Source organism: Streptomyces sp. NPDC046860, assembly GCF_040645115.1.
GTDB lineage: Bacteria > Actinomycetota > Actinomycetes > Streptomycetales > Streptomycetaceae > Streptomyces.
This window is the reverse complement of sequence record NZ_JBEYXQ010000007.1, coordinates 305,201-328,411: the sequence shown is the minus strand read 5'-3', so window position 1 is coordinate 328,411 and position 23,211 is coordinate 305,201. Positions and strand designations below refer to the sequence as shown.

Sequence of the window (23,211 nt, the reverse complement as noted above, 5' to 3'; positions counted from 1 at the left end):
GTTAAGCACGCCGCCAGCGTTCGTCCTGAGCCAGGATCAAACTCTCCGTGAATGTTTTCCCGTAATCGGGACTACACATCACGAGAGCGGAACCATCGGAGGAATAGTCCGATGGTTCACAGCGTCCTCGCTGTGTTTTTTCAAAGGAACCTCGTCCCAGCTGATGCTGGAGACGGGGTATCAACTAAATCTGGCGTTGATTTTTGGCACGCTGTTGAGTTCTCAAGGAACGGTCGCTTCCTTTGTACTCACCCTCTCGGGCTTTCCTCCGGGCTTCCCTTCGGTGTTTCCGACTCTATCAGATCTTTTCCGATCCGATTTCCTCGGTGCTTTCCAGGTTCTCGCTTTCGCGTTTCCCTTTCCGGCGGTTCCGACTCTATCAGATCCTTTCGGCGTCTGATTCCCAGTCAGAGGGGGTTGTCTTCCCGGCCCGCTGGGCCGTTCCGACGTCTCAAACTCTAGCGGATCATCCCCGGCAGTTCCTAATCGGGCTGCCGGCTCCCTATTCGAATTGAATTCGGACGCGCCGAAACCAATCCCAGGGGGATGGTCGTACTGGTTGTTTGAGGTGCCGCTCCAGGCGGCGAGATGTTGCGGGAGAACCGTTACGGCTCCGTGCAACTCGAAGAACTCTACGGACTTGCCGGGGGCCGGTCAAGCCCCGCTGTCAAGATTTTTTTCGGCGGCCCGTCAGTCCAGGTCGGACAGCCGGCCCTCGGCGTCGGGCTGGGCGTGCTCCACGCGGCGCAGGAGCCGGGTGAGGACCTCTCCCAGTACGGAGCGCTCCCCGGAGGTGAGGTCCTGGAGGAGGTCCTCCTCGAAGACCGTCGCCATGCGCATCGCCTCGAGCCACTTCTCGCGGCCCTCGGTAGTCAGCTCCACGATGACACGGACGCGGTTGGACTCGTCGCGCTCGCGGGTGACCAGGCCCTCGGTGACCATCCGGTCGATCCGGTGGGTCATGGCGGCCGGGGTGAGCCCGAGCCGCTTGGCCAGCTCGCCGGGGCCCAGCCGGTACGGGGCGCCGGAGAGGACCAGGGCCTTCAGTACTTCCCACTCCGCGTTGCTGATGCCCAGCTCGGAGGTCTGGCGGCCGTACGCCACGTTCATCCGGCGGTTCAGCCGGGACAGTGCCGACACGATCGCCTCGACCTGGGGGTCGAGGTCCTGGAACTCGCGCTGGTAGGCGGCGATCTGTTCTTCGAGTGTCGGCTCCGGGACGCCGGCGGTGTCGGCCATGGCAAGGAGTATGGCACGGGGACTCTTTGCTTTGAAGTCCTTCGGCATGTACTCTTTAGCTTCGAACTTTAGCTTTGAAGTCTTCACTCCTAACTTGTGGAAGAGGTGAACGTGACCAGGGCGATGGGGGCGGCGATGCCCCGCATCCACGTGGGCAACGCGCTCAGCGCGTTCGGACTCGGCTTCACGGTCCCGTATCTGTACGTCTACGTGGCGCAGGTGCGAGGGCTGGGGGCCATGACGGCGGGACTCGTGCTCGCCGTCTTCGCCGTGGCGGCTCTGATCGCGCTGCCGTTCGCCGGGAGGGCGATCGTGCGGCGCGGTCCGCTGCCCGTCCTGCTCGCCGCTCTGGTCCTGTCCGCGCTCGGTGCCCTGGGACTGGGGCTGGCGGGCAGTGCGGCGTCCGTGCTGCTGACCGCCGCCGCGCTCGGCGCCGGGCAGGCCGTGATGCAGCCGGCGCTGGCCACGATGATCGTGGACTGCTCGACCACCGCCACCCGGTCGCGGGCGTTCGCCATGCAGTTCTTCCTGCAGAACCTCGGCCTCGGCGTGGGCGGTCTCATCGGCGGCCACCTGGTCGACGCGAGCCGGGCCTCCTCCTTCACGGTGCTGTTCACCATCGAGGCCACGATCTTCCTGCTCCTCGCCGTGCTGATGGCGACGGTGCGGATGCCTCGGTCCCCGCGCATCACCGACCTGCCCTCCGGCTCGGCCAAGGGCGGCTGGCGGCAGATGCTGGACAACCGGGCGATGGTGCAGTTGTGCCTGCTGGGCTTCGTGCTGTTCTTCGCCTGCTACGGCCAGTTCGAGTCGGGCCTGAGCGCGTACGGCGTGGAGGCGGCCGGGATATCCACGTCCACGCTGGGCACCGCGCTCGCCGCCAACACGATGATGATCGTCGTGGCGCAGTTCGCCGTGCTGAAGCTGGTGGAGCGGCGCCGCCGTTCGCGGGTGATCGCGGTGGTCGGCCTGATCTGGACCGTGGCCTGGCTGGCGGCGGGGTACGCCGGTCTCGGGCACGGCAGCCAGGAGATGGCGACGGCCGCGTTCGTCTCCACGTACGCGCTGTTCGGGCTGGGCGAGGCGATGCTGTCGCCGACCGTGGCCCCGCTGGTCGCCGATCTGGCTCCGGAGGGCATGGCCGGGCAGTACAACTCCGCTTTCGCGCTGGTCAAGCAGCTGGCGCTGGCGGTCGGTCCGGCGGTCGGCGGGCCGCTCGGAGCCTCGCTGCACGGTCCGTACATCGTGACGTTCGTGCTGTTCTCGGTGGCGATCAGCGTGCTGGCGCTACGGCTGGGCCGGCGGCTGACGCCCGCCCAGGACCACCCGTGGGCGGCCGCGGCGAAAAGCCGGGTCGTGGCGCGGGGCGGTACCCCGGCGGAGTCGGTCAGCGCGTAGGCGTGAAGCCTTGTACAAGGAGAAGGGCCGGGAGCACCTGATGTGCTCCCGGCCCTTCTTCATGTGCGGGGCCCGTTCCTCATGTACGGGGCCGGCTCTTCGGGAGCAGGAACTCGCACCAGACCGCCTTGCCGCCACCCGGTTTGCGGCGGGAGCCCCATGAGGAGGCGATGGTGGCGACGATGTCGATGCCGCGGCCGGACTCGTCGGCCGGGTCGGCGCGGCGGCGGCGCGGGAGGTGGTCGTCGCCGTCGGTGACCTCGATGATCAGGCGGCGGTCGGTGCGGCGCAGCCGCAGCCGCATGGGCGGGGTGCCGTGCTGGAGGGAGTTGGCGACCAGCTCGCTGGCGGCCAGGACGCCGAGGTCGTGCAGTTCGGTGGGGAAGCGCCAGCTCGTCAGGACGCCGGAGGCGAAGGCACGGGCGCGCGGGGCGGCCTCGACCCCGCCGAGGAGGTCCAGCGCGGCGTTGCGGAAGAGCTCGGCCGCGGGGCCGGTGCGGGCGGGGTGCTGGAGGACGAGGACGGCCACGTCGTCGTCGTGGTCGGCGGTGACGCCGGCCGAGCGGACCAGGCGGTCGCAGACGACCTGGGGGGTGCCGGTGGCTCCGGCGAGGGCGCGTTCCAGGGCGGCGATGCCCTCGTCGAGGTCCTGGTCGCGGCGTTCGACCAGACCGTCCGTATAGAGGACGGCCGTGGAGCCGGGGCCGAGGGGGACGGAGCCGGAGGAGTGGACCCAGCCGCCGGTGCCCAGCGGGGGGCCGGTGGGTTCGTCGGCGCGCAGCACCTCGCCGGTCTCGTCGCGGACGAGGATCGGCAGGTGTCCGGCGGAGGCGTAGAGCAGGCGGCCCTCGTTGGGGTCGTGGACGGCGTAGACGCAGGTGGCGATCTGGTTGGCGTCGATCTCCACGGCGAGGCCGTCGAGGAGCTGGAGGACCTCGTGCGGGGGGAGGTCGAGGCGGGCGTAGGCGCGGACGGCGGTGCGGAGCTGGCCCATGACGGCGGCGGCGCGCACGCCCCGGCCCATGACGTCGCCGATGACGAGGGCGGTGCGGCCGCCGCCGAGGGTGATGACGTCGTACCAGTCGCCGCCGACCGCGGCTTCGGTGCCGCCGGGCTGGTAGGTGGCGGCCACGCGCAGGTCGTCGGGCTCCTCCAGGTCCTGGGGGAGCAGGGAGCGCTGGAGGGTGACGGCGGTCTCCCGCTGGCTGCGCTCGCTGGCGCGCAGGCGTTCGGCGGCCTCGGCGTGGTCGGTGACGTCGGTGGCGAAGACGAGTACGCCCGCGTCGCGGTCGCCGTGTCCGGTGACCGGGGTGCAGGTGAACGTGTAGGAGCGGCCGTCGACGGCCTTGCGGGACTTCAGGGTGCGGGGTCTGCCGCTGCGCAGCACCTGGTCGAGGAGGGGGAGGAGGCCCAGCTCGGCGAGTTCCGGGAGGGTGTCGCGGGCCGGGCCGCCGGGCGGGCGGGGGCCGAAGGCGGCGGCGTAGGCGTCGTTGACGTGGGCGAGGCGGTGCTCGGGGCCGTGGACCAGGGCGACGAGGGCCGGCACGTGGTCGAGGACCTCGCGGGCGGGCAGTTCGTCGACCGCCGCGGCGGGGTTCCCGGCGCGGGCGGCGGGCACCGGGCTGTCGCCGCGCCGGTCCGTGGGGACCGTCTGCTCGGTCCGCGCTGCGGCGCGGCGCTGCGTTCCGGGGAGCCGGGCGCTCCAGCGCGTGAAGTTCACAGTGGGGAAAGCCTCGTGTGTGCTGAGGGCGGGCTGTTGCCCGTCCGAGGATGTGGAGCAGTCTGGCAGGTGCCCGTCCGCGGCGACATCCGTCAGACGGCCTGGCCGGCCGGGGAGTTCCCGGCTCCGGTCAGGACGACCCCTTCGGGGGGTCCTGGTGGGGCCGCGGGGGTTCTCCACCGGCCGCGAGTTCGAACTCGGCCCGTGGGTGTTCGAGTGAGCCGAGGGAGACGATCTCCCGTTTGAAGAGTCCGGCGAGGGTCCATTCGGCGAGCACGCGGGCCTTGCGGTTGAAGGTGGGCACGCGGCTGAGGTGGTAGGCGCGGTGCAGGAGCCAGGCGGGGCGGCCCTTGAGCCCGCGCCCGTACACCTGGGCGACGCCCTTGTGCAGGCCGAGGGAGGCGACGGAGCCGGGCGGCCGGTGGGCGTAGGTGCGCAGGGGTTCGCCGCGCAGGGTGCGCACGATGTTGTCGCCGAGGACCCTGGCCTGGTGCAGCGCGTGCTGGGCGTTGGGCGCGGTGGTGGCGCCGGGGCCGGTGGCGGTGGCGTCGGGTACGGCGGCGGCGTCGCCCGCGGCCCAGGCGTGCTCGGTGCCCTCGACAGCGAGCTGGGCGGTGCAGCGCAGCCTGCCGCGCGCGTCGAGGGGGAGATCGGTGGCGGCGAGCATCGGGTGGGGTTTGACCCCGGCGGTCCACACGACGGTGCGGGTGGGGAAGCGGCGGCCGTCGCTGAGGACGGCGACGCGGTCGGCGCAGGATTCGAGGCGGGTGTTCAGCAGCACCTGGATGTTGCGGCGGCGGAGCTGGGTGACGGTGTGGCGGCCCAGTTCGGGGCCGACCTCGGGCAGGACGCGGCCGGTGGCCTCCACCAGGACCCACTTCATGTCCTCGGGGCGGAGGTTGGGGTAGTAGCGGGCGGCGTAGCGGGCCATGTCCTCCAGCTCGCCGAGGGCCTCGACGCCGGCGTAGCCGCCGCCGACGAAGACGAAGGTGAGGGCGGCGTCGCGCAGGGCGGGGTCGCGGGTGGAGGAGGCGATGTCCATCTGTTCGATGACGTGGTTGCGCAGCCCGATGGCCTCCTCGACGGTCTTGAAGCCGATGCCGTGCTCGGCGAGGCCGGGCACGGGCAGGGTGCGGGAGACGGAGCCGGGGGCGAGGACGAGCTGGTCGTAGCCGATGAGTTCGGCGGCGCGGCCCTGCTGCTCGGTGGCGAGGGTGGTCACGGCGGCGGTGCGCACCGCGTGGTCGACCGCGGTGACCTCGCCGATGACGACGCGGCAGTCGGGCAGGACCCGGCGCAGGGGGACGACGACGTGGCGCGGGGAGATCGAGCCGGCGGCCGCCTCGGGGAGGAACGGCTGGTAGGTCATGTACGGGTCGGGGCTGACCAGGGTGATCTCGATGTCACCGCGTCTGATCCGCCGCCTCAGTTTCCGCTGGAGACGCAGGGCGGTGTACATGCCGACGTGGCCCCCGCCGACGACCAGAATGCGCGCGCGTTCCTTCACCCTCCCATGACGCACCCGGCGCTGGTGTTTGTCCACAGCCTCGGCGATTTGTGTGACCGGTGGCCGCCTGCGCGAGAGCGCGGAATCCGGACATAAATGGCTCGTACTCCGATCGAGGGGCGCACTGTGCGGAACCTACCCCTTCTGAATTGACTCCCGCTCAACTATGTTCGTGTGTCGACGGGGTGCGGGAGGGTCGTCGAGGGGGTCGCCGGGTGCGGTCCGCTCAGGGACCGGCGCCAGTTTTCCGCGCGCTTCGCAATCAGTGGCGGGGAGAGTCTCCGGGGGGAGACGTCATTACCGGGGGAACACATGCATGTTCAGGACACGCACTGGTCGGCGGCGGCTCTCGCGTCGGGCGGCGGACGGCCGGGCGGCTCCCGCTCGGCACCGCTGCGGGTGGACGCGCAGCGCAATCTGGAGCACGTGCTGAGGGCCGCGCGTGAGGTGTTCGGCGAGCTGGGGTACGGCGCGCCGATGGAGGACGTGGCGCGGCGGGCGCGGGTCGGGGTCGGCACGGTGTACCGGCGTTTCCCCAGCAAGGACGTGCTGGTGCGGCGGATCGCCGAGGAGGAGACCGCGCGGCTGACCGAGCAGGCGCGGGCCGCGCTCGGGCAGGAGGACGAGCCGTGGTCGGCGCTGTCCCGCTTCCTGCGCACCTCGGTGGCGTCCGGCGCGGGCCGGCTGCTGCCGCCGCAGGTGCTGCGGGTGGGGGTGGCGGAGGAGGGCTCCGGCGCCGAGGAGGCGCGGGTGCCGCAGCAGCGGTCCCAGGCCGCCCCCGGGGAGCTGCGGCTGGTGGAGGGGGACCGCGCGGGCGGCGATCCGGGTACGGCGGCGCTGCTGGAGGTGGTCGGGCAGCTCGTGGAGCGGGCCCGCGCCGCCGGTGAGCTGCGGGCCGACGTGTCCGTCTCCGACGTCCTGCTGGTGATCGCGACGGCGGCGCCCTCGCTGCCGGACGCGGCGCAGCAGGCGGCCGCCTCCGCCCGGCTGCTGGACATCCTGCTGGAGGGGCTGCGGTCCCGGCCCGCGTAGCGCGGGCGCGGTTCCCGGCACGCTGAACGCCGTTACGGGGCCCGCTTGTTCGGATCTGTCGTGGGTGGACGGTGAAACTTCCGCCCGGATGAGTGACGGGTCCGGAGAGCGGGCCGGCGGCGAAACCGGCTATGGCACGCTGAGCCCGTAAAGGATTGGGCTGTGCCGGTGTCGGGGGCTTCACGCGATGGGCGTTGACGGGTGGGACGGCGCGCGCGCCGACGGTGGTGACGCGGAGGCCGGCGGACTGACCTCACCGCAGGTGCCCAGCCAGGGCGGCCGGGCCGTCTCCGGCGGCGGGGACCGGGCGCAGGCGAGCCTGCCGGCCCAGCGTGAGGGCAGTGTGCTGCCGCCGCCGCGCGACGCGCCCCCGGCCGACGGCGAGATGATCGAACGGATGCGCGCCGGGGACGACTCGGCGTACGAGGAGCTGTACCGGCGGCACGCGGACGCGGTGCGGCGCTACGCGCGTACCTGCTGCCGGGACGGCCACACCGCCGACGATCTCACCGCCGAGGTGTTCGCCCGCGTGCTCCAGGCGGTGCGCGGCGGTTCGGGCCCCGAGTACGCGGTGCGCGCCTATCTGCTGACCTCGGTGCGCCGGGTCGCCGCGCACTGGACGCAGTCCGCGAAGCGCGAGCAACTCGTGGACGATTTCGCGGTGTTCGCCCAGCAGGCGGCCAGGGCGGCCGAGGTGGCCGACGACACCGGGCCGCTGGGTGCCTTCGGCGCCGACATGGGGGCCGACGTGCGTGCGATGCACGAGGCCGAACAGACCCTGGCCATGCGGGCGTTCCGTTCGCTGCCCGAGCGCTGGCAGGCGGTGCTGTGGCACACCGAGGTGGAGGACGAGTCACCGAGCGAGGTGGCCGTGCTGTTCGGGCTGGACGCCAACGGCACCCGGGTGCTGGCCAGTCGGGCCCGTGAGGGGCTGAAGCAGGCGTACCTCCAGGCGCATGTCAGCGCGACCCTGGTGAACGACGAGGAGTGCGCGCGCTACGCCGACCAGCTCGGTGGCTACGCGCGTCGCAAGCTGCGCGTCCGGGCGGAGCGCGGGCTGCGCAAGCACCTGGAGGAGTGCGCCAAGTGCCGGCTGGCGGCCGCGCAGATCGAGGAGGTGGCCGGCGGGATTCCGGCCGTCGTCCCGATCGCGGTCATCGGCTGGTTCGGCGCCGCCGGGTACGCCAAGGCGCTCGGGGTCGTCGCCGGTGGCGCGGGCGTGGGCGCGGCGGGTGCGGCCGCCGCCGCGACCGGGTCCGGGGGTGGCGCGGCGGGCGGCGGCGCGGCCTCGGAGGGGCTGGGCGCGCCGGTGAAGGCGGGGATCGCCACGGGGGTGGTGGCGGTGGCCGCGGCCGTCGTGGCGCTCGCGCTGGTGAACGACAGCCGGCCGGCGAAGGAGATCGCCGAGCCGTCGCCGTCCGCGCCGGTGGTGCGGCAGACGCCGCCCGCGCCCCCGCCGCCCGAGAAGAAGGAGCCCGCGCCGAAGCCCCCCGCGCCTCCCGCCCCCGCGCACAGCGTCCCGCCCGCCGAGAAGCCGGCACCGGAGCCGAAGCCCACGCCCGAGCCCACCCCGCCGCCGAAGCCGAAGCCCGAGCCGACGCCGAGCCCGACGCCCCCCAAGCCCAGGCCGACCCCCACCCCCACTCCGACGCCGACTCCCACCCCCACGCCTCCGCCGCCCCCGCCGAAGGCGTACGAGCTGAGCGAGCTGAGCTACGACCTCACCGGCGACGGCTCCGAGCCCGAGGTGCGGCTCGGCGGCAGCAGCTGGGTGTGGCAGCGGTACGGCATGTCGATCGGCGGGGAGCGCTATTCCCCCGGGGTCACGGTGCGCGGCGACTCCTCGGTGACCGTCGACCTCAACCGCGCGTGCGCCGCCTATGACGCGGTGGTCGGGGTGGACGACATGACGCTGGGCCTCGGCAGGGTCGCCTTCGCGGTGTACGCGGACGGCGTCCGCCTGTGGCGGTCCGGCACGGTCTCCGGCGGCGACCCGGCGGTACCGGTCCATGTGGACCTGACCGGGCGGAAGACGGTACGGCTGGTGGTGGAGCCCCAGGACACGGTCTTCGGCCAGGCCACCCTGGCGGACTGGGCCAGGTCCCGCTTCAGCTGCGGCTAGCTCGGCCGGGCTCCCGCGCGCAGCGCGCTCCGCTGGGGGGCGATGCCGGCCGGGACGGCGCGGGCGCGGGCCGGGGTGCCGGTCCAGCAGGTGCCGCGACGGGCCAGGAGACGGCCGAGCCAGAGTTCCAGGGAGACGAGGTCGGCCAGGCCGTCCAGCGGGAGGGGTTCGCCGGCGGCGGCCTCACGGACCGCCTTGCGCACCACGCGGGCCTCGACCAGACCGGCGTCCGCGAGCAGCGGGGTGTCGAAGAGGTCCACCAGGGAGTCGGCGGCCAGGCGCAGGCCGGTCCGGGCCGCGGCGGCCGAGGAGGCGTGGGACGGGGTGCCCCAGCCGGGCGGGAGGTCGGTGACCCCGGCGCCCTCCAGCACCCGGCGCAGTACGGCGGAGCGGGCTCCGGGTTTGACGCGCAGCGCCTCGGGGAGGTCGCGGCAGGCGCGCACGACCTGGTTGTCGAGGAACGGGGCGTGCAGCCGCTGGGAGCGGACCTCGGCGGCCTGTTCGAGGACGCGGAGATCGGCGGCGTGCCGGGCGAGGACGGTACGGGCGCGGAACTCGCCGGGTCTCTGTCCGGGGCCGCCGGCCGCGCGGTCGGCGCCGGTCTGAAGGAGAACCGATACTTCGGCCAGTGCTTCCCCGGTGAGCCACCTAGCGGCCGGACCGGGTCTCGCCCAGGTCAGTGCGGCGAGCGAGGCGCCCACCGGGCCACCGGGTTCGTCGAAGCGGCGCCGCATCAGCCGCTCGGCCAGCGCCTCCAGGCCGGTGCGGTACGGGGTGCGGGACAGCTTCCGGGCGGCGCCGTACACCCGCGCGGGGACCAGGACCGAGCCGTCGGCGCGGGTCAGGGCGGCGACCGGGCGCACCAGGTGGCGGCGCTGACGGTCCAGCAGCAGGTCGGCCAGGCGGGCGGGGTGGGCGTCCAGCACCTGGCGGGCGCCGTGGCCGGTGAAATGGTCCGCGCTGCCCGCCGCGAGCCGGGCCCGGTGCCGGGCGGCGGTGACCAGGGAGGGGCCGGGCTCGTCGGTGAGGGGCCCGTCGAGGTCGGCGTACGGGAGGGTGTCCTCGGCGCCGGTGACCACCACGTGGTGCAGGCGCGGGTTGGCCGCGAGGGCGCCCGCGCGCTCCACCTCGGCCTCGCGGCCGCTGACGGCCAGGTCGTTGAAGGTGACGGCGAGCAGCCGCTCGCCCGCGCCGGTGCCGTGCCCGAGGAGGGTGCCGGGTCTGCCCGGCAGCCCGGCGGCGAGCAGCGCCAGGGTGCCGGAGGCGGGCCCGCCGGAGAGGTCGGCGCCGATGCCGGGCACCGGCATGCCGCGCGCCGCGCGCCGTTCGGCCGGGCCCATCCCGGGCACCGGGCCGGGGTCCAGTCCGGGGACGTGCCGGGGGGCGGCGAGCCGGACCCGTACCGCTTCCACCAGGGCGTCCCGTACGGCGTCCACCGCGCGGTCGGGGTCGGCGGGGGGCGCGGCGACGGCGAGGGAGGCGACCGGTTCGTACCCGGCGATCTCGCGCGCCCCGGCGCGCAGCACCAGCGCGTGTCCCGGCGCGACGCGGCGTACGCCCTCGTACGGGGTGGTGTCGCGCAGGGCGGCCGGCACCTCGGGGGCGGCGAGGAGGGCGGCGAGGTGGCCGAAGTCGAGGTTGGCCTCGGTGAGGTCGGCGAGCGGCAGGGCGGCGGTGGCGTAGGCGGTGCCGCCCTCCCAGGGGGCGTGGAAGACCGGGCGGGCTCCGGCGAGGTCGCCGCAGACGGTGATGCGGCGCCCGGCCTGGACGACGGCGGTGTAGCTGCCCGGCCACGCGGTCAGATGGCGCAGGGCGCCGCCGCGGGCGGTGAACAGGCCGCGCCGCAGCTCCTCGTCGGAGGCGCCGCAGATGCCGAGGACGGCGATGCGGTTCTGCGGGTCGGCGTGCACCACACGGACCTCGTCGGGGCGCCAGTCCCCCACCGCCCACAGCGGATCGGGGTCGCCCCACAGGAGCTGGGAGCCGACGGGCCGCAGGGTCTCGCCCTCGTACCCGGTGGCACCCGCGGTGCCGTCGCCCAGGGCGCGCGCGGCGGTGCTGCTCCAACCCACCAACCACCGCATCGACGCCTCCACAGGCTGTGGACCACCAGAGCACCGCACGAACCGGACCCATGCTGCCATGAAGAACGCGCCGGGGAAGGGTGGTGACGCCGCCTTCGATCGAGGGAAAGCCGGCGGACGGCCGCCGGAAATCAGCGGGAAACACGGCGGGCCCCGGATGGCGCGGTGCGCGGCGGGCGGAAGTGAACCGCGCTCACGGCCGCGGGAGATGGGGGACGCGAGCGGCGCGAATGCGCCCCGGTTCACTCCCCCGGAACCTCTTTCGCGCCCTCAAGTGCCGTGGTGGGAACGGGAATGACGGCTGTGGAACGGCAGCTGTTTTCGGCCAAATCGGCGACAGGGCAAGGGATTTGAGTACGCTCCGTACAGGCCCTGCGGAGCGCACGGCGGTCCGGCGAGCGCGCGCGGCCCGGGAGGCGGGCGTCGCCTCCCGGACCGGTCCGCCGCCCGCGGGGATGTAGGCGGCGGCGTCCCCCAGCCCACTGGACTCAAGTACAGCGGGCCGACCCACGCAGCCATGGAACCGCTCCCCCGGTGGCCGGAGTAGAGCGCACGGACAGGCGCACGGCCACACGCGCGGGGGCACGCCGCGACAGTCCGTGCACGGTGCGTACAGGGCCGTACTCCCGTACGGACCGCAATCACGCCATCCGGAACAATGCCCCTTAACGCTTGGGATGCGGCGAACTACGCTGTGTTTACGAATGCCGCGCGGTTATGCCAGCGGGGCAGCCGTCTGTGTCGAGGGGTGGCTCATGTCCAGGGAGCAACGCGGGCCGAACGAGAAACTCGGCGCCGTTCTCGCCCTCGCGGGAATCAGCAACGCGGGCCTGGCGCGCCGCGTCAACGACCTGGGCGCGCAGCGGGGTCTGACACTCCGGTACGACAAGACCTCGGTCGCGCGCTGGGTGTCGAAGGGGATGGTGCCGCAGGGTGCGGCCCCGCATCTGATCGCGGCGGCGATCGGGCAGAAGCTCGGCCGGCCGGTGCCGCTGCACGAGATCGGCCTCGCCGACGCCGACCCCGCTCCCGAGGTGGGGCTCGCCTTCCCCCGGGACGTGGGGCAGGCGGTGCGCTCGGCGACCGACCTGTACCGCCTCGACCTGGCCGGACGCCGTGCCGGGTCCGGCGGCATCTGGCAGTCGCTGGCGGGGTCGTTCGCCGTGAGCGCCTACGCGACGCCCGCTTCCCGGTGGCTGATAACCCCCGCCGACAGCTCGGTCGAGCGGGAGGCGCCCTCCGACGCGGGCGCCGCCGCACCGATCAGAGTCGGCCACAGCGATGTGCAGAAGCTCCGGGAGGCCGCCGAGGACGCCCGGCGCTGGGACTCCAAGTACGGCGGCGGCGACTGGCGTTCGTCCATGGTGCCGGAGTGCCTGCGGGTGGAGGCGGCCCCGCTGCTGCTCGGCTCCTACTCCGACGAGGTGGGCCGCGCCCTGTTCGGCGCGGGCGCGGAACTGACCCGGCTCGCGGGCTGGATGGCCTTCGACACCGGCCAGCAGGAGGCGGCCCAGCGGTACTACATCCAGGCGCTCCGGCTGGCCCGAGCGGCGGCCGACGTACCGCTCGGCGGCTATGTGCTCGCCTCCATGTCCCTCCAGGCGACCTACCGGGGCTTCGGTGACGAGGGCGTCGACCTCGCCCAGGCCGCCCTGGAGCGCAACCGCGGACTGGCCACCGCGCGCACCATGAGCTTCTTCCGGCTGGTCGAGGCGAGAGCCCACGCGCGGGCGGGCGACGCGCACGCGGCCGGTGCCGCCCTGAAGTCCTCCGAGGGCTGGCTGGAGCGGTCCCGCGAGGGCGACAGCGACCCGTCCTGGCTGGGCTTCTACGGCTACGACCGCTTCGCCGCCGACGCCGCCGAGTGCTACCGCGACCTGAAGGCGCCCCGCCAGGTGCGCCGCTTCACCGAGCAGGCGCTGTCCCAGCCGACGGAGGAGTTCGTGCGCTCGCACGGTCTGCGGCTGGTGGTCTCGGCGGTGGCCGAGCTGGAGTCGGGCAACCTGGACGCGGCCTGCGAGCAGGGCGTACGGGCGGTGGAGGTGGCCGGCCGCATCTCCTCCGCGCGCACCACCGAGTACGTCAAGGACCTCCTGCACCGGCTGGAGCCGTACGGGGACGAGCCCCGGGTGGTGGAGCTGCGCGAGCGGGCCCGCCCGCTGCTGATGGCACCGGCCTAGGCAGGCCCGGGCACGGCCCGCAGCGCACAAAGGCCGCCGTGGCGCGGTTTGAAGGCGTTGTCAGTGGCGCAGTGCACTATCGAGGCCGGGAGGTGGTGCAGGTGCGGGCGGACGCGTACGACTGCGACGTGCTGGTGGTCGGTGGCGGCATCGTCGGGCTGTCGACGGCCTACGCCCTCACGCGCGCGGCCCCGGGCACGCGGGTCACCGTGCTGGAGAAGGAGCCCGGCCCGGCCCGCCACCAGACCGGCCGCAACAGCGGGGTGGTGCACAGCGGGATCTACTACCGCCCGGGCTCGCTCAAGGCGCGGTACGCGGTGCGCGGCGCCGCCGAGATGATCAAGTTCTGCGCGGAGTACGGCATCGACCACTCCGTCACCGGCAAGCTGATCGTCGCCACCGACCGGGCCGAGCTGCCCCGGCTGCACGCCCTGGTCCAGCGCGGCCGGGAGAACGGCATCCCGGTCCGCGAGCTCGGCGCCGCCCAGATCGCCGAGTACGAGCCGGAGGTGCGCGGCCTGGCCGCGATCCACGTCGGCACGACCGGCGTCTGCGACTTCACGGCCGTCGCCCGGCAGCTGGCCCGCGCCTCGGGCGCCGAGATCCGGTACGGCTCGCGGGTCGTCCGGGTGGACCGGCGCCCGGAGCGGGGCGTGGCGGTGCTGACCTCCGCCGGGCAGGTGCTCCGCGCCCGCGTGCTGGTGAACTGCGCGGGCCTGTACTGCGACGAGCTGGCCCGCCTCACGGGGGACGAGCCGGGCGTGCGGATCGTGCCGTTCCGGGGTGAGTACTACGAGCTGGCGCGGCCGGAGCTGGTGCGCGGCCTGGTGTATCCGGTGCCCGATCCGGCGTTCCCGTTCCTCGGCGTCCATCTGACCAAGGGGCTCGACGGAGGCGTGCACGTGGGCCCCAACGCGGTGCCGGCGCTGGCCCGTGAGGGGTACGGCTGGGGCGTGGTCCGGCCCCGCGAGGTTGCGGGCACCGCCGGCTGGCCCGGCACCTGGGCGCTGGCCCGGCGCCACTGGAAGTACGGCGCGGGCGAGCTGTACCGGTCGGTGTCCAAGGGCGCCTTCCTGGACGCGGTGCGCCGGCTGGTGCCCGGTGTGGAGGAGCGGGACCTGGTGCGGGCGCCCGCCGGGGTGCGCGCGCAGGCGGTGACGCGGGACGGCACGCTGGTCGACGACTTCCTCATCCGCGAGGGCCCCCGCGCGGTGCACGTGCTGAACGCCCCGTCCCCGGCGGCCACCGCGTCCCTGCCCGTCGGCCGGGAGGTGAGCCGCCGCACACTTCGGCTGCTGAGGGCGCTGTGAGGGCCGCGCACCCGGCGGGGGCGGCAGCGGTGGCCCTAAAATCGGACCCACTGTGTCTGACTCCGTGAACACCCCCGAAGCCATCCGGCCCGCCGACGCCGGTCCGCGCAGCGCGCGGCCCGCGGAGCCCGGACCGTCCGCCCGGACCTCCCGGAGCAAGGGCGAGCCCCGGTTCCCCGACGGCCCGCAGCCCGACCCCGCCGGTTCGCACTTCGAGCGGCGCATCCGCAGCTTCCAGCCCCGGCGCAGCCGCGTCACCACCGGCCAGGCCGAGGCGCTGGCCCGGCTGTGGCCGCGGTGGGGGCTGGACATCGACGGGCAGCGGCGCATCGACCTCACGGAGCTGTTCGGCAACGCGAACCCGGTCGTGCTGGAGATCGGCTTCGGCATGGGCGAGGCCACCGCGCAGATGGCCGCGGCCGCCCCGGACACCAACATCCTCGCCGTCGACGTGCACACCCCCGGCCAGGGCAATCTGCTGAACCTCGCCGAACAGGGCGGCCTCACCAACGTCCGGGTCGGCAACGGCGACGCGATCATCCTGCTGCGGGAGATGCTCACCCCCGACTCGCTCGACGGGCTCCGCGTCTACTTCCCCGACCCCTGGCCGAAGAAGCGGCACCACAAGCGGCGGCTGATCCAGCCCGAGTTCCTCACCCTGGCCGCGACCCGGCTGGCGCCCGGCGCGACCGTGCACTGCGCGACGGACTGGGAGCCGTACGCCGAGCAGATGCTGGAGGTGCTCGACGCGCACCCCGGCTTCGAGAACACGTGCGCCGGGGGCGGCTACGCCCCGCGCCCCGCGTTCCGGCCGCTGACCCGCTTCGAGGGCCAGGGCCTCGACAAGGGCCACGTGGTGAACGACCTGCTCTTCCGCCGCGTACCGCACGAGAACCCGTAGACCGGCGGGCCGGGAAGCCCGAGGCCGTCCGGCCCCGTCACCGTTAGGGTCGATGCTGTGGCCATCAGTTCTCCGTCGTACCCGCCCCACCCCGACGGCCGCCGTCCGGCCTGGTGGCGGCGGGAGTGGGTACGGCACGGGGCGCTCACCGCGCTGCTGGCGCTGTCCGGGCTGGTGATCCTGGCGCTGGTGCGCCGGCAGACCGGCACGGAGGGCTTCCTCGTCGGGCTGGGGCTGGCCGTGGTGCCCGTGCCCTGGCTGATCGCCGCGTTCCGCTGGCTGGACCGGGTGCGGCCCGGGCCCTGGCGGAACACCGTGTTCGCGTTCGCGTGGGGTGCCTGCGCGGCGGCGCTGATCGCCATCGTCGCCAACAGCTTCGCCACCCACTGGATCGCCACCGCGACCGCGGACCCGTCCGGCGCGGACACGCTCGGCGCGACGGTGATAGCGCCGGTGGTGGAGGAGTCCGCTAAGGCGGCCGCCGTCCTGCTGGTCTTCGTCTTCCGGCGGCGGGACTTCACCGGGCTGGTCGGCGGCGCGGCGATAGCCGGGGTGACCGCGACCGGCTTCGCGTTCACCGAGAACATCCTCTATCTGGGCAACGCCTTCGGCACCGACCGGTCCATCGGCACCTCGGGCCTGGTCTCCGTGACCGCCGCGACCTTCTTCGTGCGCGCGGTGATGTCGCCGTTCGCCCACCCGTTGTTCACCGTGCTCACCGGCATCGGCTTCGGGCTCGCCGCGCTCCCCGTCCGGCGCCGGCCACTGGTGCGGGTGCTGTTCCCGGTGGGCGGCCTGCTGCTCGCCATGAGCCTGCACGCCCTGTGGAACGGCTCGGCCGCCTTCGGCCAGTTCGGCTTCCTCGCCGTCTACGGCGGCTTCATGGCCCCCGCGTTCGCGCTGCTGACCTGGCTGCTGATCCGGTCGCGGCAGCGCGAGCTGCGCATCACCCGCGAGGAACTGCCCGTGTACGTGTGGGCCGGCTGGCTCGGCCCCGCCGAACCCTTCGCCCTCGGCTCGGTGCGCGCCCGTCGGCTGGCCCGCGACCACGCCCGCCGCTTCCTCGGCGGCCGCCCGGCCGCCCGCGCGGTGGTCCGCTACGAGAGCGACGCCACCGAACTGGCCCTGCTGCGCCACCGCGCCCGCGCCGGGCGCGTCGGCACCGAGTTCGCCGCCCGGGAGCGGGAACTGCTGGCCGCGCTCTGGCAGCGCCGTGCCTGCTCGCGTCCCGCCCTGGAGTACGCGGCCCGCGTGACGGCGCCGCCGCCCGCCCCGGTCCCGTACTGGCAGCGGTACGGGCACCCGGCACCCCCGTACGCCGGGTACAACCCGTACCGCTCATAGGGACGGCGTCAGGCGGAGGCCTCCGTCAGGCGGTCCAGCTCGGCCGCGGTGAGCGTCAGCCCGGCGACGTCGGTCAGGGCGGGCAGCTGCTCGACCGTGCGGGCCGAGGCGATGGGGGCGGCGACGGTGGACTGAGCGCCGAGCCAGGCGAGGGCGACCGTGGCCACGGCGGTGTCGTGGGCGGCGGCGACCTCGTCCAGGGCCGTCAGCACCTTCCGGCCGCGCTCGGTGCCGAGGTGCCCCGCGGCCGACCCGGCGCGGGCGCTGTCGACGGTCGTGCCGGGCCGGTACTTGCCGGTGAGGAAGCCTGAGGCGAGGGCGAAGTACGGCACGGCCGACAGACCCTCGCGGGCGGCGACGTCCTGCAGCGGGCCCTCGTAGGTGTCGCGGGAGACCAGGTTGTAGTGGGGCTGGAGGGCGACGTACCGGGCCAGACCCGCGCGGTCGGAGAAGTCCAGGGACTCCTGGAGCCGTTCGGCGCTGATGTTGGAGGCGCCGATGTAGCGGACCTTGCCCGCCCGCACCAGCTCGTCCAGCGCGCCGATGATCTCCTCGACCGGCACGTCGGGCTGGTCGAAGTGGGTGTAGTAGAGGTCGATGTGGTCGGTGCCGAGGCGGCGCAGGGAGGCGTCGGCGGCGGCCTTGATGTTGGCGGCGCTCAGGCCCTTGTAGTCGGGGTGCTCGCTGACCTTGGTGGCGATGACGACCTGGTCGCGGTTGCCCCGCGCCCGCACCCACTCACCGATGATCGTCTCCGACTCGCCGCCCTTGTTGCCCTCGGCCCAGGCCGAGTAGTAGTCGGCGGTGTCGACGAAGTTGCCGCCCGCGGCGACGTAGGCGTCCAGGACGGCGAAGGACGTGTCCCGGTCGGCCGTCCAGCCGAAGACGTTGCCGCCGAGGGCGAGGGGGGAGACCTCGAGGGAGGAGGAGCCGAGCTTGCGCAGAGAAGCAGTCATGTCTCTTCTCAACGATCACTCGGGCCCCGTCCATTCCGCATCGGGGTCATCCGCTCAGGGAGTGAGCCCCTTGCCGCGCAGCCAGGCGCCGGGGTCGATGCCGGTGGGCTGGCCGCCGGGGTGGATCTCCAGGTGGAGGTGGGGCCCGGTCACGTTGCCGGTGGCGCCGACGCGGCCGATGACCTCGCCGGTGGACACCTTCTGCCCGGCGCTGACGCTGATCGAGGACTGGTGGCAGAACCAGACCTCGGTGCCGTCGTCGAGGGTGAGGATCGTGCGGTAGCCGTACGCCCCGGCCCAGCCGGCCTCGGTGATCGTGCCGCTGTGGACGGCCTTGATCAGCGTGCCGGTGGGAGCGGCGAAGTCCAGCCCGGTGTGGTAGCCGGAGGACCACATCGATCCGGCCTGCCCGAAGGTGGAGGTGATCGTGTACGAGGAGGTCGGCAGCGCGTACTGCTTGGCCAGCGTGGCCAGGCGGGCCGCCTCGGCCTTCTTCTCGGCGTCGGCCTCCGCCTTCTCCTTGGCCTCGGCGGCCTTCTCGGCGGCGTCCGCCGCGGCCTTGGCGGCGGCGTCGGCGGCCTGCTGGTCGGCCTTGGCGACGGCTGCGGCGGTGGCCCGGCTGTCGGCCTTGCTCTGCTGTCGCTCGGCCTGGGCCATGATCCGGCTGCGCAGCGCCTCGCCCGCGTCGGAGGAGTCGTCACTCGCGGCGGGGGCCGTGGCCGTGGCGACGCCGGCCAGGGAGGCGGCGGGCGCGTCCGTGTGATGGCCGTCGATCAGGGAGCCGACGGAGGGCAGGTCGGGCATCGCGATGGACACGGGAGGCTTGCCGGTGTTGGCGCTGGCCATGCCGCCCGCGCCGACGGCGGCTATGACGCCGACGCCGAGGACGGTGGAACTGCGGGCGAGGCCGCCGCCTCCGCGCTGCTTGGCCACCCGGTGGCGGCCACGAACGGGAGGCAGGGACTCCTCGGTGGGATTCCACTCCTCCCACGTGCCGTCCTGCGCGCGGGGGGCGCCGTAGGCAAAGGGCTCACTCGCGTCCGGCGCGAACGGGGCTTGTGGGGCAGGCCGGTTGGACGCCACGCGGGCGCACTCCTTTCCCTCCTCCGCCTACCGGGTTAGCTGACGGGTTCGGAGAAGGAAGGTCTCCTACGCGCGTAAACCCGGCGTGCTCCTGAGGCGGTGCACTGCGGATCGGGCGCGATTCACCCCAAAGTGGTGGGTCCCCGGTTCCCTCGCGGGATTCGGCGTGTGCGCACGGCGCCGTCTCTGCTGACGGCTGTAACGACCGCGCTGCGTTATCGAACGTTAATAGACTCGCACACCGGATTCCAAGCCCGTTCAGCTTGATCCTTTGACGTTCTGACGAGGTGCATACCGGTCAGGAAAGGAGCGAACAGGGCGAGTTGACCGCGCTTCAGGAGTCACAGGAGTTTTGCTGGTGACCTGGAACAACACGGGTCCCGGAAAACACTCAGGGCCGGAGTTCGATTTCTCGAATTCCGGCCCTGAGCCTTCAGTAGCGGGGACAGGATTTGAACCTGCGACCTCTGGGTTATGAGCCCAGCGAGCTACCGAGCTGCTCCACCCCGCGTCGTTGTGTCTCAAGCATACGTCATCCGCGGGGTCCCGCGCACACACGCCGCCGTGACGTGGGCCTCAGTGCGGAAGGTGACCGTTCGGCCGCTGTGCGAGAGGGGCGTACTCCGGCAGCGTCACCACCTCCACGCCCCCGTCCGCGAGCACCCCGGCGCCGTTCGCCGCGCGGACGAAGGTGTCCGGCTCCCGCCAGGCCGTGACCACCCGCCGCACCCCGGCCCGCAGGATCAGCCCGGCGCAGGGCGTGGGGCGGGAGGCGCGGTGCGCGCAGGGCTCCAGGCTGCTGTAGACGGTGGCGCCGGGCAGGCGCGGGTCGGCGGGGTCCAGCTTGGCGAGGGCCGCCTCCTCGGCGTGGACGACCGGGTCGCCGCCCTCGCGGGAGTGGCCGCGCGCCAGCTCGGTGCCGTCCGCCGCGACGACGACCGCGCCGACGCTGAAGGCGGTGTCCGAGGGCGGGCAGAGCGCGGCCAGCTCACACGCGGTGCGCAGCCAGTGCCGGTCGGCGGCCACGGGCAGCGGGCCGGCACCGGGGGCGGTGGGCTCGTAACGCATCAGGACGACGTCCTCGATCCGCCGGCTCCCGGTCAGCCGCAGCCGGCCGCCCTGGTACGCGCCGGGCCCGAACAGCCGGGGGGCCGCCGGGTCGCCGACGAAGAGCGGGGCGAGGACCAGCTGGAGTTCGTCGGCCAGCCCCTGCTGGAGAAGCTGGGTGTGCACGGTGCCGCCGCCCTCGACCATCAGCCGCCGCACCCCGCGCACGTCGTGCAGATGCGTCAGCAGCGCCCGCCAGTCGAGACCGGTGCCGAGCGGGACCACGTCGGCGGTGTCCCCGAGCAGGGCCGAGGCCCGCTTCGCCCCCTCGTCCGTCGTGTAGAGCACCTTCTCCCCGCCGGTGTGCCAGAAGTTGGCGGCCGGATCGAGGTCACCGGAGCCGCTGACGGTCACCTTCAGCGGATACTCCGCCTTCCCCTCCGCCACGCGCGCCGCCCGCCGCGCGGCCGAGTTGACCAGGAGCCGGGGGTTGTCGGCCCGGATCGTCCCGGCGCCCACCAGGATCGCGTCCACCGACGCCCGCACCTCGTCGACCCGGTCGAAGTCGGCGGGGCTGGACAGCAGCAGCCGCTCGGGGCCGGTGTCGTCCAGGTAGCCGTCGAGGGAGACGGCGGCGGACAGCAGGACGTGGGGGTGGGGCATCGGCGGGCTCTCTCCGGGCTCTGGGCTCTGCGGGCGTGCACCCCTTTGTACTCCGTGGCGGTGCGCACACCGCCCAGCCGGGGATGAGTAGCCGTACTCATCCCCGGCGCGCGCCCCCGGCCCACTGTGGAGGCCGACACGACCGCACCGATCCTGGGGAAGCCCGATGCAGCTCACCGTCCGTCCTCGCCGCCTCATATCGCTCGCCACCGGCAACCGGGTCGCACGGGCCTATCTCGCCGTGTTCGCCGCCTCCGTCGCGGTCATGCTCGCCTTCCCCGGGAGCGGTCTCGCCATGGGCCCCATGGTGCTCACGGCGCCCTTCTCCCTCTTCACCGTCGCCCTGCCGTTCGGCCCGGGCACCGAGGGCGGCTGGGCCGAGGTGGCGGCCACCGGCTTCTGGATCGCCTGGCTCCTGCTGTGCGCCCTGGTGAACGCCGCCGTGCTCGGCGCGCTCGCCACGAGACCGGCGGCGCGGGAGGGGGAGGTGACGCACCCGGACCGGGGGCGGGCCCTGCTGGCGCCCGCGGTGGACAACTGGCTCTCGCGCGGTTACCTCGCCGTGGCCGCCGCGGCGGTGGGGTCCTTCCTGTACGCGGTGTACCTGTCGCCGGACCCCGGCTTCGCCGCGATCTGGCCGCTCATCACCACGGCACCGCTCAGCGTCGTGGCCCTCGCGGCGGCCGGCCCCCTGGAGAACGTCTCCCCCGACTGGCTCAGCTCGGCGGTCTTCACCCTCGGCACCACCCTGGCCGCCCTCTTCAACGCCGTGCTGCTCGGCCGGCTCGCGCGGGGCCTGAAGAGGTGAACTCCCTGGCCAGGGCGCGCTGAAGTAGCCGCGACACGCGGACGCCCCCAGCTCAATACCTCTCTGAGCCGGGGGCGTTCTCGTAGGCCCTGTGGGACTCGAACCCACAACCAATGGATTAAAAGTCCACTGCTCTGCCAATTGAGCTAAGGGCCCTGGCGGTGTTGCCTGTCCGAGCATAGCTGGAGGTGGCCGTGTCTCCGATCGGGTATCGGGGACACGGCCGCGTCGGTCAGTCGCGGAGGAACCAGTGGCGGGCGGAGGCGAGCCACCAGGTGGCGGCGAAGCCGAGGACGACGAGGACGGCGACCGGGGCGTAGTTGAAGGTCTCCCAGGTGACCGGGGCGACCTGGGGGAGCATGAAGAGGACCGTGATCAGGGCGACCCAGCCGACCGAGACCACGCCGACCGGGAGCGACCAGCGGCCCAGGTGCCACGGCCCCCGCTCGAAGGCGGCGCCCTTGCGGACGCGCAGCAGGGTCGGGATGACGTAGGCGATGTAGAGGCCGATCACCGCGATGGACGTGACGGCCGCGTACGCCGTGGTGTTGATGAGGTACGGCAGGCCAAGGGCGAGCGCGCCGAGGGCGGCCAGCCAGACCGCCGCGACCGGGGTCCGGGTGCGCGGGCTGACCGTGTGCCAGACGCGAGAGAACGGGAGCGCGCCGTCGCGCGAGAAGGCGTAGATCATGCGGCTGTTGGCCGTCACGGAGGCCATGCCGCAGAAGAGCTGGGCGCCGATCACCACCAGCAGGAGCAGCTTGCCGGTCGTGGCGCCGAGCGCGTCCAGGAGGATCTGCGCCGGGGGCGCCCCGGTGGGCGAGTTCAGCGCGCCGTCGTAGGACTGGATGGCGAAGGTGAAGCCGAGCAGCAGGACGAAGCCGGCGATCCAGGAGGTCCAGATGGAGCGGACGATCCCCTTCGGACCGGCCGTCGAGGCGTCGTGGGTCTCCTCGGTCATGTGGGCGGAGGCGTCGTAGCCGGTGAAGGTGTACTGCGCCATCAGCAGGCCGAGCAGGACGACGTAGAAGCCGCTGCCCCAGCCGGTCTCGTTGACGAAGTGGGTGAACACGAAGGACGCCGACCGGTGGTGGTCGGGCAGGAGGGCGAGCGCGCCAACGATGACCGCGACACCGCCCACGTGCCACCACACGCTCACGCTGTTCAGCAGGCCGACGATGCGCACGCCGAAGGTGTTCAGCAGGCCGTGCAGCAGCAGGATCGCCGCGAAGAGCAGGACCGTGCGGCCCGGCGTCACCACGAAGCCGAACTGGAGGTTCAGCCAGGCCCCGAGGAAGGAGGCGGCACCGAAGTCGATGCCCGCCGTCACCGCCACCTGGCCGAGCACGTTGAACCACCCCGTGAACCACGCCCAGGCAGCGGCCGAGCGCGGGGGCGCGAGCCGGTGGGCCCAGAAGTACAGGCCGGCCGAGGTCGGGTAGGCGGAACAGATCTCGGCCATCGACAGGCCGACGAACAGCGTCATCAGGCCGACGGCCACCCAGCCCCAGGTGATCACGGCGGGGCCGCCGGTGACCATGCCGAAGAGGTACAGCGTGAGGCAGCCGGACAGCACCGAGATGATCGTGAAGGAGACGGCGTAGTTGGAGAACGCCGACATCCGGCGGGCCAGGACCTGGGTGTAGCCGAGCTGGGCGAGCCGCTCCTCGTCGGACAGGGCCGACTCGGTGCTCGCTTTCGTGTCGTCTGTCATGCCCCCAGCAATTCCCTGGGCGCAGAGGTGACATGCGCCACCCGGCGGCCGGAAACCGCCGGGAAACGCGAAGGGCCCGTACGGACGGTTCCGTACGGGCCCT

The 23,211-nt window shown here is 73.4% G+C and carries 17 protein-coding genes, 2 tRNA genes and 1 riboswitch; of the genes, 9 read left to right on the top strand and 10 right to left on the bottom strand.

What is annotated here, in order from left to right; all coding sequences use genetic code 11:
* A partial coding sequence (locus tag ABZ898_RS13780; RefSeq protein ID WP_361657035.1) for a hypothetical protein occupies window positions 1-400 on the top strand: 400 nt, incomplete at its 5' end.
* Between the two features lie 290 nt (window positions 401-690).
* Here the strand turns inward: ABZ898_RS13780 and ABZ898_RS13775 are convergent.
* Window positions 691-1,239: a MarR family transcriptional regulator gene (locus tag ABZ898_RS13775; protein ID WP_161190075.1), complete on the bottom strand. Its 549-nt coding sequence runs from the start codon at window positions 1,237-1,239 to the stop codon at window positions 691-693.
* A gap of 135 nt (window positions 1,240-1,374) precedes the next feature.
* Here ABZ898_RS13775 and ABZ898_RS13770 point away from each other — a divergent pair, with 135 nt between their 5' ends.
* Window positions 1,375-2,637 (top strand): MFS transporter, encoded by a 1,263-nt coding sequence (locus ABZ898_RS13770; RefSeq protein WP_361657081.1) that lies wholly within the window; start codon window positions 1,375-1,377, stop codon window positions 2,635-2,637.
* Window positions 2,638-2,716: 79 nt separating this feature from the next.
* Here ABZ898_RS13770 and ABZ898_RS13765 read toward each other — a convergent pair whose 3' ends face one another.
* Together ABZ898_RS13765 and ABZ898_RS13760 are read right to left on the bottom strand one after the other, a co-directional pair.
* A complete protein-coding gene (locus tag ABZ898_RS13765) occupies window positions 2,717-4,357 on the bottom strand; it encodes a SpoIIE family protein phosphatase (protein ID WP_361657031.1) in 1,641 nt (546 codons plus the stop codon).
* A 130-nt stretch (window positions 4,358-4,487) separates the two neighbouring features.
* A complete protein-coding gene (locus tag ABZ898_RS13760) occupies window positions 4,488-5,864 on the bottom strand; it encodes an FAD-dependent oxidoreductase (protein WP_361657028.1) in 1,377 nt (458 codons plus the stop codon).
* A gap of 312 nt (window positions 5,865-6,176) precedes the next feature.
* On the opposite strand from ABZ898_RS13760, the gene ABZ898_RS13755 reads away from it, so the two are divergent.
* The gene (locus tag ABZ898_RS13755; protein WP_361657025.1) at window positions 6,177-6,896 is read left to right on the top strand and encodes a helix-turn-helix domain-containing protein; all 720 of its coding nucleotides are present in this window, start codon (window positions 6,177-6,179) and stop codon (window positions 6,894-6,896) included.
* 187 nt (window positions 6,897-7,083) lie between these two features.
* Window positions 7,084-9,018: a sigma-70 family RNA polymerase sigma factor gene (locus ABZ898_RS13750; protein ID WP_361657022.1), complete on the top strand. Its 1,935-nt coding sequence runs from the start codon at window positions 7,084-7,086 to the stop codon at window positions 9,016-9,018.
* Here the strand turns inward: ABZ898_RS13750 and ABZ898_RS13745 are convergent.
* Window positions 9,015-11,102, bottom strand: a complete 2,088-nt coding sequence (locus ABZ898_RS13745; RefSeq protein ID WP_361657019.1) for an asparagine synthase-related protein — start codon at window positions 11,100-11,102, stop codon at window positions 9,015-9,017. The genes ABZ898_RS13750 and ABZ898_RS13745 overlap by 4 nt on opposite strands.
* Window positions 11,103-11,857: 755 nt before the next feature.
* Between ABZ898_RS13745 and ABZ898_RS13740 the strand changes: the two genes are divergently transcribed.
* From ABZ898_RS13740 to ABZ898_RS13725, 4 genes are all read left to right on the top strand, one after another.
* Window positions 11,858-13,282, top strand: a complete 1,425-nt coding sequence (locus ABZ898_RS13740) for an MFS transporter (protein ID WP_361657016.1) — start codon at window positions 11,858-11,860, stop codon at window positions 13,280-13,282.
* A gap of 92 nt (window positions 13,283-13,374) precedes the next feature.
* Window positions 13,375-14,592 (top strand): L-2-hydroxyglutarate oxidase, encoded by a 1,218-nt coding sequence (gene lhgO, locus ABZ898_RS13735; protein WP_361657078.1) that lies wholly within the window; start codon window positions 13,375-13,377, stop codon window positions 14,590-14,592.
* Between the two features lie 52 nt (window positions 14,593-14,644).
* Complete coding sequence (gene trmB, locus ABZ898_RS13730) at window positions 14,645-15,493, top strand: tRNA (guanosine(46)-N7)-methyltransferase TrmB (protein ID WP_361657014.1); 849 nt, start codon at window positions 14,645-14,647, stop codon at window positions 15,491-15,493.
* A 57-nt stretch (window positions 15,494-15,550) separates the two neighbouring features.
* Entirely contained in the window at window positions 15,551-16,837 is a 1,287-nt protein-coding gene (locus ABZ898_RS13725) for a PrsW family intramembrane metalloprotease (RefSeq protein ID WP_361657011.1), read from the top strand.
* An 8-nt stretch (window positions 16,838-16,845) separates the two neighbouring features.
* Here the strand turns inward: ABZ898_RS13725 and ABZ898_RS13720 are convergent, their stop codons facing one another.
* The 4 genes from ABZ898_RS13720 to ABZ898_RS13705 all read right to left on the bottom strand — a co-directional run bounded on the left by ABZ898_RS13720 (window position 16,846) and on the right by ABZ898_RS13705 (window position 20,586).
* The gene (locus ABZ898_RS13720) at window positions 16,846-17,793 is read right to left on the bottom strand and encodes an aldo/keto reductase (protein WP_361657008.1); all 948 of its coding nucleotides are present in this window, start codon (window positions 17,791-17,793) and stop codon (window positions 16,846-16,848) included.
* A gap of 54 nt (window positions 17,794-17,847) precedes the next feature.
* Window positions 17,848-18,876, bottom strand: coding sequence for a M23 family metallopeptidase (locus ABZ898_RS13715; RefSeq protein ID WP_361657005.1), 1,029 nt, complete (start codon window positions 18,874-18,876; stop codon window positions 17,848-17,850).
* A 9-nt stretch (window positions 18,877-18,885) separates the two neighbouring features.
* A riboswitch (cyclic di-AMP (ydaO/yuaA leader) is annotated at window positions 18,886-19,053 on the bottom strand.
* Between the two features lie 260 nt (window positions 19,054-19,313).
* Window positions 19,314-19,387, bottom strand: a tRNA-Met gene (locus ABZ898_RS13710).
* A gap of 65 nt (window positions 19,388-19,452) precedes the next feature.
* Window positions 19,453-20,586, bottom strand: coding sequence for a dihydrofolate reductase family protein (locus tag ABZ898_RS13705; protein ID WP_361657002.1), 1,134 nt, complete (start codon window positions 20,584-20,586; stop codon window positions 19,453-19,455).
* Between the two features lie 166 nt (window positions 20,587-20,752).
* Here ABZ898_RS13705 and ABZ898_RS13700 point away from each other — a divergent pair, with 166 nt between their 5' ends.
* The gene (locus ABZ898_RS13700; protein WP_361657000.1) at window positions 20,753-21,394 is read left to right on the top strand and encodes a hypothetical protein; all 642 of its coding nucleotides are present in this window, start codon (window positions 20,753-20,755) and stop codon (window positions 21,392-21,394) included.
* A gap of 83 nt (window positions 21,395-21,477) precedes the next feature.
* Here ABZ898_RS13700 and ABZ898_RS13695 read toward each other — a convergent pair.
* A tRNA-Lys gene (locus ABZ898_RS13695) sits at window positions 21,478-21,550 on the bottom strand.
* Window positions 21,551-21,626: 76 nt separating this feature from the next.
* Complete coding sequence (locus ABZ898_RS13690; RefSeq protein WP_361656998.1) at window positions 21,627-23,108, bottom strand: amino acid permease; 1,482 nt, start codon at window positions 23,106-23,108, stop codon at window positions 21,627-21,629.
* Window positions 23,109-23,211 lie beyond the last annotated feature (103 nt).

Excerpts from the sequence above, each read along its gene's own strand:
- ABZ898_RS13775 (WP_161190075.1), bottom strand. The coding sequence starts at position 1,239 with ATGGCCGACACCGCCGGCGTCCCGGAGCCGACACTCGAAGAACAGATC.
- ABZ898_RS13770 (WP_361657081.1), top strand. The coding sequence starts at position 1,375 with ATGCCCCGCATCCACGTGGGCAACGCGCTCAGCGCGTTCGGACTCGGC.
- ABZ898_RS13755 (WP_361657025.1), top strand. The coding sequence starts at position 6,177 with ATGCATGTTCAGGACACGCACTGGTCGGCGGCGGCTCTCGCGTCGGGC.
- ABZ898_RS13750 (WP_361657022.1), top strand. The coding sequence starts at position 7,084 with ATGGGCGTTGACGGGTGGGACGGCGCGCGCGCCGACGGTGGTGACGCG.
- ABZ898_RS13745 (WP_361657019.1), bottom strand. The coding sequence starts at position 11,102 with ATGCGGTGGTTGGTGGGTTGGAGCAGCACCGCCGCGCGCGCCCTGGGC.
- ABZ898_RS13740 (WP_361657016.1), top strand. The coding sequence starts at position 11,858 with ATGTCCAGGGAGCAACGCGGGCCGAACGAGAAACTCGGCGCCGTTCTC.
- ABZ898_RS13720 (WP_361657008.1), bottom strand. The coding sequence starts at position 17,793 with ATGACTGCTTCTCTGCGCAAGCTCGGCTCCTCCTCCCTCGAGGTCTCC.
- ABZ898_RS13705 (WP_361657002.1), bottom strand. The coding sequence starts at position 20,586 with ATGCCCCACCCCCACGTCCTGCTGTCCGCCGCCGTCTCCCTCGACGGC.
- ABZ898_RS13700 (WP_361657000.1), top strand. The coding sequence starts at position 20,753 with ATGCAGCTCACCGTCCGTCCTCGCCGCCTCATATCGCTCGCCACCGGC.
- ABZ898_RS13690 (WP_361656998.1), bottom strand. The coding sequence starts at position 23,108 with ATGACAGACGACACGAAAGCGAGCACCGAGTCGGCCCTGTCCGACGAG.